Source organism: Aurantibrevibacter litoralis (assembly GCF_034651555.1).
Taxonomy (GTDB): domain Bacteria; phylum Bacteroidota; class Bacteroidia; order Flavobacteriales; family Flavobacteriaceae; genus Aurantibrevibacter; species Aurantibrevibacter litoralis.
In genome coordinates this window covers 1-9,946 of the sequence record NZ_JAYEEQ010000035.1, presented here as the reverse complement: position 1 = coordinate 9,946, position 9,946 = coordinate 1, and the positions used below count along the sequence as shown (strand labels likewise).

General features: G+C 41.5%; 9 protein-coding genes. All 9 read left to right on the top strand.

The annotated features are described in order from the left end of the window. Positions 1 to 188 precede the first annotated feature (188 nt). The 9 genes from U1E44_RS16370 to U1E44_RS16330 all read left to right on the top strand — a co-directional run bounded on the left by U1E44_RS16370 (position 189) and on the right by U1E44_RS16330 (position 9,785). Entirely contained in the window at positions 189 to 1,136 is a 948-nt protein-coding gene (locus U1E44_RS16370; RefSeq protein ID WP_322932195.1) for an ATP-grasp fold amidoligase family protein, read from the top strand. Positions 1,137 to 1,186: 50 nt separating this feature from the next. Beyond that, on the top strand, positions 1,187 to 2,098 hold the full coding sequence (locus U1E44_RS16365; protein WP_322932194.1) for an ATP-grasp fold amidoligase family protein: 912 nt from the start codon (positions 1,187 to 1,189) through the stop codon (positions 2,096 to 2,098). A gap of 208 nt (positions 2,099 to 2,306) precedes the next feature. Further along, on the top strand, positions 2,307 to 3,413 hold the full coding sequence (locus U1E44_RS16360) for a glycosyltransferase (RefSeq protein ID WP_322932193.1): 1,107 nt from the start codon (positions 2,307 to 2,309) through the stop codon (positions 3,411 to 3,413). Beyond that, positions 3,413 to 4,564, top strand: a complete 1,152-nt coding sequence (locus U1E44_RS16355) for a glycosyltransferase family 4 protein (protein ID WP_322932192.1) — start codon at positions 3,413 to 3,415, stop codon at positions 4,562 to 4,564. Before U1E44_RS16360 ends, U1E44_RS16355 begins: the two co-directional genes overlap by 1 nt. Positions 4,565 to 5,309: 745 nt before the next feature. Next, positions 5,310 to 5,921, top strand: a complete 612-nt coding sequence (locus tag U1E44_RS16350) for a sugar transferase (RefSeq protein WP_322932191.1) — start codon at positions 5,310 to 5,312, stop codon at positions 5,919 to 5,921. A 3-nt stretch (positions 5,922 to 5,924) separates the two neighbouring features. After that, entirely contained in the window at positions 5,925 to 6,944 is a 1,020-nt protein-coding gene (locus U1E44_RS16345) for a glycosyltransferase (protein WP_322932190.1), read from the top strand. After that, the gene (locus U1E44_RS16340; RefSeq protein ID WP_322932189.1) at positions 6,941 to 7,909 is read left to right on the top strand and encodes an ATP-grasp domain-containing protein; all 969 of its coding nucleotides are present in this window, start codon (positions 6,941 to 6,943) and stop codon (positions 7,907 to 7,909) included. The genes U1E44_RS16345 and U1E44_RS16340 overlap by 4 nt, the downstream gene beginning before the upstream one ends. Beyond that, positions 7,893 to 8,549: an HAD family hydrolase gene (locus U1E44_RS16335; RefSeq protein ID WP_322932188.1), complete on the top strand. Its 657-nt coding sequence runs from the start codon at positions 7,893 to 7,895 to the stop codon at positions 8,547 to 8,549. Before U1E44_RS16340 ends, U1E44_RS16335 begins: the two co-directional genes overlap by 17 nt. 186 nt (positions 8,550 to 8,735) lie before the next feature. Then, positions 8,736 to 9,785, top strand: coding sequence for a GNAT family N-acetyltransferase (locus U1E44_RS16330; protein WP_322932187.1), 1,050 nt, complete (start codon positions 8,736 to 8,738; stop codon positions 9,783 to 9,785). Positions 9,786 to 9,946 lie beyond the last annotated feature (161 nt).

Genomic DNA, 9,946 nt, shown 5'->3' with positions numbered 1-9,946 from the left:
TAGAAAACACCGTGCCATATCCGTGCCCTGGGCAACTGCATCTGAAGTTCAATTAAAAAAACGGGGGATGGCTAAATTAACATTAACTTAGCAATTTACAATAACTTGTTAATTCGTCTAGTTATAGAAATAATTAATTGGTGCTTTAAAGAACTGTGTTAATACCAGAATATCAAAAGAGCTGTAAAATGAGAGAATTTATAAAAAAAATTTATTTAGGTACCCAATGGGGAAAGAAATTAATTACACCACTCCTATTTTTACGAAGCACTCTAATGCCTGAAAAAACTTTATTAAAAAGTAGATTTAAAAGAATTTTGGGTTATCCGTTGAATCTAAAAAATCCAAAAACATTTAATGAGAAAATCAATTGGTTAAAAATAAATGAGCGTACATCTTTACATACCATTTGTTCTGATAAATATGCAGTTCGTGAACATGTACAAAAACTAATTGGCTCAGAATATCTTATCCCGTTGCTATTGGAAACTAAAAAACCATCAGATATCGTGCCTGATAACCTACCTGATTTTCCATTTATTATTAAAACCAACAACGATAGTGGTGGAGGCATTATTGTATGGGATAAAAAGAAGATGGACTGGGCTAAAATCAGAAGAGATTTAAAGAACAGATTAAATACTAATTACTCCATTTTTGGAAAGGGGGAGTGGCAATATGAAAATATAAAACCCCGAATAATTGTTGAAAAATTAATGATTGATGAAAACAATCAAATCCCATCTGATTATAAATTACATTATTTCAATGGCAAATTAATTTTTACCCAAGTAGATATTGATAGACATAATGCGCACAAAAGAAATCTATATGATCCTAATTGGAAACTTTTACCATGTAAATGGGCTCATGAAAATGGAAAGACTATTGAAAAACCAAGAAAATATGAAGAATTAAAATTTATATCTGAAAAATTAGCTCAAAATTTTACTTATGTACGTATTGATGTGTATGTTATTAAAAATAACATTTATTTTGGAGAAATAACTTTTCATTCCGGATCTGGAAATGAAAGATTCATGCCACAGGAATGGGATAGAAAATTAGGAGATATGTTGACTTTACCGTTTGAACAAAAAAATAAGCAGCATACAGATATTTTTGTGATATCCTAATACATTAATTAAAATAGTGAGCCAAAATAAGAATTGCGATTTCAACAGCTATGATTTGGAAGTCTTTAGCTTTTTTTTACTATCATTCTGCATTAGGGCGCAGACTACTTTCGCCTATTATTTCCGTACGCAATATATTGATCCCAAATGTTGTATTGTTAAAAATTAGGTTTATTAGGATTTTAGGATATCCCTTGAATTTAAAACACCCGAGGACTTTTAACGAAAAAATTCAGTGGCTTAAATTAAACCTTCGTACTCCATTGCATGTAGTGTGTTCAGATAAATTCTTGGTAAGAGAGCATGTGAGAGAAAAATTGGGTGACACTTATTTGATACCATTACTTCTGGAAACAACTAATCCACAAAACCTGAAACCTGAAAATCTGCCTGATTATCCAATGATTATTAAAACAAACCATGGTAGTGGTAATGTAATAATGATAAAAGATAAGAAAAAATCTGATTGGCCTTCGTTACAAAGAGAAATGAGAAAGTCCTTACAGGATCGCTATAATTCCGGTAAAGGAGAATGGCATTATGCCAAAATAAAGCCGCGCATTCTTGTGGAGAAGTTGTTACTTGATCCCGGTGGAAATATTCCTCAAGATTATAAGCTTTATTGCTTTCAGGGTAAAGTACGCTTTATAGAGGTGCATGCCAACCGCTTTACCCACCATACCGTGGATTTTTTTGATACGGCCTGGCAACGTATTGATTGCACCACCTTAGACCGCAGTAGTTCCCCTCCTTTGCGCCCAGCTACCTTGGAGGACATGTTACGAATAGCTGAAATATTAGCAAATGACTTTTTCTTTGTAAGAGTAGACTTATATTCGTTACAGAGTAAAGTGTATTTTGGGGAGCTCACCTTTTATCCGGGTTCAGGTTTTATTAAATACCATCCCAGAAAATGGGACATTGTTTTTGGTGAAATGCTACAGCTACCCCTTTCTAATTAATAAAAATTTACACGGCGAAAAAATTAGACTGCAAACATAAATTTCTTAGCCACATGATCGGACATTAAAAACCTTTCTTTTAAAATAATCTCTATCTTTGAATCTTTCTTACCTCTATGGGAGTTAAAATATTCAAAACAAACTATTTATTTACTTTGCTCTAAGCATGTGCCCACCTTTTGAATCTATAAACAAAGTCCCATTGAATATGCTGGTAAATAATTGGCTGTTTATTCTACCCACCGACAGTGTACAAGGATCTGAGCATATTGTCCAAAGTCTAGCCCGCCACATTACCCTACAGAGTGGAATTTGTAGGGTCATTATATTAACAAAAAAAAATAGTTTGGGTTGGGCAGCCGATGAAGCTCGTATGCTTATTACCTATTTGCCATTTTTATCTTATACGCAAGGCATTCTCTGGCTTATTCCCCATTTGATATTCAATTTTAAAACTTACAAAAACATTGACTACACCTTTACCTCCCAAACCCTAATTAATGGTAGTATTGGTCTGGCAAAAAGGCTGGGATTGTTAAGAAACGCCAAGGTAGTGGTACGGGAGTCGAATTCTATTTTTGAGCTCCTCCAAGGCATGAAGTTAAAAATATATACACTTTTTTATACCTTAGGTTACAAAGGGGCCTCCCTGGTAATTTGTCAAACCAACTATATGAAAGAACAGCTTCTAAAAGCATTACCGCGATTAGGCAAACACCTCCACATACAAGTTATTCCCAATCCCTTTAACTTTATGGATAGCACAACAAAAATAGGTGAGCTCTTACCCGAATATACCGGGAAAAGATTTCTTGTAGCGGCGGGGCGTCTAGCCCCAGCCAAAGGGTTCGATCTTTTGATTGACGCTTTCCACGAAATTCAAAAGGAACACCAAGACCTCCATTTAATTATTCTTGGGGAAGGAAAAGATCGGGAACTATTAATGACCAAAATTCGGCAACTGAATTTGGAAGGCAAAATCCATATGCCCGGTTATGTGACGAACGTGTACCCCTATTTTAAAGCAGCTGCGTGTTGCGTACTCTCTTCGCGAATTGAGGGTTTCCCAAATGTGTTGTTGCAAATGATGTCTCAAAACACAAAAATAGTAGCTACTTTAAGTGCCGGCGATATTGATAACATACCGGGCTTATTTACCTGCCCTACCCATGATACTGCCAAATTAACAGCTACCATTCTGGTTGCCTTAGGTACAGACACTGAAGGGAATAAACCTGTTTTTAAACGTTTTCTAAAGGAACGAACTCAAGAGGGCTTTTATAATTCAATTTTAAATTTTACAACTACGACATAATGCCCAACCCCAAAATCCTTATTATTAGTTCTTTTTCCAATTCTCTGGTCAATTTTAGAGGCGATTTTATTGCGTATTTAATAGCACATCATTTTGAGGTCTTTTGCGCTGCCCCCGAATTTGAAAAGAAAAAAACAGTAAGAACTTTACATGGAATGGGGGCAAAAACCCTAACCTATCCTTTGCAACGCAACGGTCTCAACCCCATAAAGGATGTGCAAAGCATCAGCGCATTAAAAAAAATGATGCAGCAACACCAAATAGATCTGGTTTTTCCATACACCATAAAACCTGTGATCTATGGGTCTATTGCCGCAAGACAATTGAACATCCCTGTTATTGCTTTGATTACGGGGTTGGGCTTTACCTTTAGCGCAGTAAACCTAAAGTCCAAAATACTGCAACGGATTTCCCAAATGTTATATCGGGAGGCCTTGCGGAAAACTGCGGTTACCATCTTTCAAAATACGGACGACCGCCAACTCTTTTTAGAAAAACACATTCTAACTAAAAAACAGCAAACCGCCGTGGTCAACGGCTCGGGGATACATTTAGAACGTTTTCCCTTTCGCGTGCACCAAAAACAGGTAGGCGACCCCATTAAATTTATTATCATTGGCCGCTTGATCAAGGAAAAAGGAGTAGAACTGTTTCTACAGGCCGCAGAAACCCTAAAGCCACTGTACCCCAATGCCGAGTTTCACCTGGTTGGCGCCCCGCCGCCGGACAATTCCTCCGGCATATCCTACGGGGTGCTCGACGCCTTACAAATCAAAGGAATCATCATCTATCACGAAGTACAAGCCGATGTGGTACCCTTTCTTACCGAGGCCGATGTCTTTGTATTGCCTTCCTATTACAGAGAAGGTGTACCCCGCTCTATTTTAGAGGCCTTATCTATTGGGATGCCCATCATTACAACGAATATGCCCGGGTGCAAAGAAACCGTTGTTCCGAAACAGAACGGTTTCCTGATTCCACCGCAAGAACTGGACCCTTTACTTGAGGCGATAACATTTTTCTTAGATAAGCCCGAACAGATTGCCCTAATGGGGAAAGCCAGCAGAGCTTTGGCGGAACAAAAATTTGATGTCGCTATTATTAACCAAAATCTTATTGATATACTACAGACGCATGTGGAAATGGGGTGATGGTAAAAAATCAACCAAGAAGTCGAAAGCTAACTATTTCTCGTTTTTCATAAACTTGAACCTTCGTTACCCGACAACCAGCAACGAGCAACTAACAACGGACAACCGCCAACCAACAAAGAGCAACAAAAAAGGCTTCTAGTTGCATCGGTTTCTCCTTATACAATACCCAAGCTAAGAACGGTTTCCTGAGGATTTTTACAGATAAAAAGAACAGATTGACTCATCGATCCCTCCGTCTTTTGGCTTTGCCAAAATCCACCTCCCTTCATTACAAGGGAGGAATTGTTTTAATGCAAGATCCTATTTAGGAATACTCAAGAAGCAGTCTAAGAGCAAGCCTCCCTCCTTGGGGGGATTGAGGGTGGTGCACTGGGTCTAAGGTCAAGGATAAAAAGGGTCAAGTGGCACTGTCAATCCCTCCGTCTTTTGGCTTCGCCAAAATCCACCTCCCTTCATTACAAGGGAGGAGTTATTTTAGTGCAAGATCCTATTTGGGAATACTTAGGAAGCAGTCTAAAAGCAAGCCTCCCTCCTTGGGAGGGATTGAGGGAGGTCTTTTGGTTCAAATGTTCCTTGTATCTGGTTTTTCTTGAACTTGAACATTTGGCAACCAACAACCATCAACGGACAACGAGCAACAAAAAAGTATCGCCCTTCCTTTTTACCAAATATTGTGGTAATTGGTCTAAATCTTAGGTATATTACACCATCAATAGCTACCTTAGCAGCTTAAAACAATCCGATGTACCCCCAAGTGTTAAAAAGAGTGTTTGATATTTTCGTTACCTTGTTCTTGCTACTTCTGGCAAGCCCCATCTTCTTAGTGGTACTACTGCTGTTATACATTGCCAATAGCGGAAAACCTTTCTTTTTTCAACCGCGTCCAGGGAAAAATGAGCTCATTTTTAAAATCATAAAGTTTAAGTCCATGAACGACAAGAAAGACAAAGACGGCCACCTCCTCCCCGATTTTCAGCGTATGACCGGAATTGGTCGTTTTATACGCAATACTTCTTTAGATGAACTGCCCCAATTGCTCAATGTGCTCCAAGGGGATATGAGCCTTGTAGGCCCCCGTCCGCTGCTTGTTTCCTACCTGCCTTTATACAGCGCAGAACAGAAAAAAAGACACCTTGTAAAACCCGGCATTACGGGGTGGGCACAGGTGAATGGCCGCAATGCCATTTCCTGGGAACAAAAGTTTGCCTTGGACGTGCATTACGTAACCCATTGTTCCTTTGCATTGGATGTTAAGATTTTGTGGCTTACTTTTCTTAAAGTGGTAAAAAGAGACGGTATTTCGGCCGCCGAGACCCTCACCATGGAACCTTTTAAAGGCAACCCGCAACCCTAGCCTATGAAACTCAGTATCGTAATTCCGTGTTACAACATGGAAAAGTATTTGCCTGCCTGTTTAGACAGCCTTTTTAGGCAGGATCTGCCCATTGAAGCCTACGAAATTATCGTGGTAAATGATGAGTCTAAGGACAACACCTTGGGTATTGCCCTTGACTATCAAAGGAAATACCCAAATATCCAGATTATCGACAAAAAAAATGCAGGTGTTGGCGCCGCCCGAAATTCGGGCCTGGATAAAGCCATAGGCACTTACATCTACTTCCTGGATCCCGATGATTTTATTGCAGATAATGTATTGGGGCTGCTGCTTCAGGTTTTGGAGGAAAACTCGTTGGATATTTTAACTTTTAAAAGTAAGTCCTTTAAGAGTCTTACCTTTCAGCAATCGGTCAACCTTCAAGATATCAATGCCTCTGTCTCCATAATGGACGGCATTTCCTATATTGCCCAGCACAAATACAAAAATGAGATCTGGTGGTTTATTAGCAACCGACAGTTTTTAGTGGCCTCTGGGATACGGTTCATAGAGGGCAAATGGATGGAAGATGCCATTTTAGCGGCACAGCTTTTTTGCGCTGCGGGCAGCATGGCGCATATAGGTCTGGATGTGCACCGGTACCGCATCTTGCCCACCTCGGCCATGCGCAATAAAAGCCCCGAGCACTACAACAAGGTTATTTTTGACAACGCCAATGCCGCCCATGCGTTCCGGGATTTGATCGAAAGCGTCCCCAAGGACCATGAAAACTATATTGGAGCCGTTACACGTTTAAAGACCCGGCAACAGTCTTTTGTGTTTTTTCTTTTGGTACGCCTTATGAAATCGGACTTACCGGTGGGTAAAATACCCGAAATGCTACACGGTTTTGAACAAATAGATGCCTACCCCTTGCACAAGTTCCTAGGCCCCGATTACCACGGGATGGGCTATTCCTTTTTGACCTTTGTTTTCAACAACAAGCCATTGATACATCCTTTTATCAAAGTTTTTAGAACTTTTTATACCTTCGTGAAATGAATGTCTTAATCACCTCAGCCGGTAGAAGGGTTTCTTTGGTAAGGGCTTTCCAAAAAGAGCTTAAGCAACTATTCCCCGAAGCAAAGGTTTTTGCTTCGGATGCCCAACCGGAATTGGCAGCGGCCTGCCATGTGGCCGATGGGCGCTTTGCGGTTCCCAGACTTAACGATCCCGCCTACATGCCTTTTTTGATCGATACCTGTAAAATGCATGGTATTGGCCTGATAATCCCTACCATAGACACGGAACTGTTGCTCTTGGCCCAATACCGGAACCAGCTTATGGCCCATGGCATTGTCCCTTTGGTGGCCTCCAAGGGTTTTGTGAAAAAATGCAGGGACAAGCGGTTGATCCACCGTTTCTTTCAATCGCATGGCGTGCAAACGGCAAAGGAATATGACAGGGAGGCCTATACATTGCCTATGTTCCTAAAACCTTGGGACGGTAGCCGCAGTGTGGACACCTATTTGATAAGGTCCCAAAAAGATCTTCAACCTTATCATTTCGACAACGAAAAATTGATGTTCCTGGAATATCTGGATCACAGCCTTTATGAAGAATTTACCTGTGATCTGTATTATGGCAGGGACCACAAACTGAAATGTGCCGTACCCAGAAAGCGGCTGGAAGTGCGGGACGGAGAGGTGAACAAGGGCCTTACCCAGCGCAATGTGCTGGTTCCCTACATCCAAAAACATTTGGGGCATATAGAAGGTGCCGTGGGTTGTTTGACCGCCCAGTTTTTTATGCACAAGGAAAATGGTGCCATCTATGGCATAGAGATCAACCCGCGCTTCGGGGGCGGCTTTCCCCTGTCCTATTTGGCGGGAGCCAATTTTCCCAAATGGATTCTGGAAGAATACCTGCTACAGCAAGATGTAAAAGAAGATTTTGATGGCTGGGAAGACCATTTGTTGATGATCCGCTACGACGACGAAATCCTGGTCCATGGATATCAAGGTTGATGTACATACCGTCCTTGTCTTTGATCTGGACGACACCTTGTACAACGAACTCGATTTTCTAAAGTCGGCCTACCGGGAACTGGCACAACTATTGGAACCCAACAACTGGCAACGTCTTTTTGTGGGCATGTTCTCCCAATACCGCAGCAAAATGGATGTCTTTGCCGTATTGGCCCAAACCTATGGGCGTTCCAAGGAAGAGCTTGTACAACATTATAGGGCGCACCAGCCAGAGATAGTTCCATTCCCCGGGGTAATGGAAACCCTGGTGCGGATCAAGGAGCGTAACGGCAAAATCGGCATCCTTACCGATGGCCGATCGGTAACACAGCGCAATAAGCTAAACGCATTAGGGCTGATGGATTTTTTGGACCATATCGTGATCTCCGAGGAACTGGGCACCGAAAAGCCCCATGAGAACAATTATATGGCTTTTGAAAAACTGTTTGGGAAGGGGCACTACGTCTATATTGCAGATAATTGCCGTAAGGATTTTATAACCCCCAACCGTCGGGGCTGGCAAACCATTGCCCTTGCCGATAATGGAAAGAACATACACCATGACACCCACCTGTACCAGCACGGGGATTTCGCCCCACAAGGGTACATTACGGAATTTAGCGAGCTGCGGATTTGCTGACCGATATCATGGAATGTCCATCGCAAAGCAGCTATATTTGTGCTTTCTGTCTATAAAGGAGTCAAGGCGATACCCTTATCGAATTTTCCTACGATTAAACCAATATTTTAGGGTGCACCGGGATTACCACTTAATTTAGTGCCTTACAGCCACCAACCAACGCACCACAGGTAGCGCCAATGTAACATGATCGAAATAATTACGAAGCGGATTTTTTGGAATAGGGCGGTCAAGGTCATGGAGCATTCCCATTTTTACCATACCTATGATTACCACCATATTAGCAAAAACAAATCGGAATCACCTATTTTGATTTCGTACCGAGAAAAGGATGCGGTCATCTTGTTGCCCTTATTGGTGCAGGAAATCCATGGCACCGATTTGTACGATGCCACTTCTGTATATGGCTACGCCGGGCCTTTGACAAAGAATCTTCCGGATGATTTTGACAATTCTTCCTTTGCGAGGGAACTGAAAACCGCATTGAACGCACACAGGATAATTTCGGTCTTTTCCAGACTCAATCCCTACATTCCCCATCAATCCTTGGTCCTGACAGGCTTGGGACAGATCACCGAAATGGGCAAATTGGTGAATATAGACCTAACCTTGGATATTGCGTCCCAAAAAAAGCAATACCAGTCCAGGCTAAGGACCTATATCAATAAATGCCGAACGGTCTATACCATAAAAAACGCGGAAACAGAGAACGAGGTCCGGGAATTTATTGCCCTGTACCATAAGACCATGTGCCGTTTACAGGCAAAACCACATTATTTTTTCTCTGAGCCCTATTTCTTTGAAATATACAACAGCCAGCGTTTTAAGACCGATATTTTGTTGGCCGTGCACAACGAAACCGAAGCCATTGCCGGCGGTGCCATGTTCATTGGCAAAAACAAGATCGTACAATACCATCTATCGGGGGTAAATGAGGATTATTTGGCATTAAATCCCATTAAAATGCTCATAGATGAAATGCGGCTCCGTGCCACTGCCCAACAGTACAGCTATTTCAATCTGGGCGGCGGTGTGGGCAGTAAGGAAGATTCGCTTTTTTACTTTAAAACAGGTTTTTCCAAGGATTTCCGCATTTTCAAACTTTGGAAATTCATTGTGGACGAACGGGCCTACAATGCCATGGTCACTAAAAAAGGGCAGTCCAACTGTGGGCGGAACACCAAGGATTGCCCCGATTATTTTCCTTGCTATCGCTGTACCCTGCAACACAACTAACCCCATGGCCATGAAAAAAAATCCGTTCACATCGGATCCCTTCACCTCCCTGTGGTTAACCCATTTCAATGGAGGTAATGTAGGCTTCCCTTTTTTAGGACACCTCTAAATTCGATAAATAATTATTATTTAGGTCAGGTTTGATGAAGAATTTAAATTCT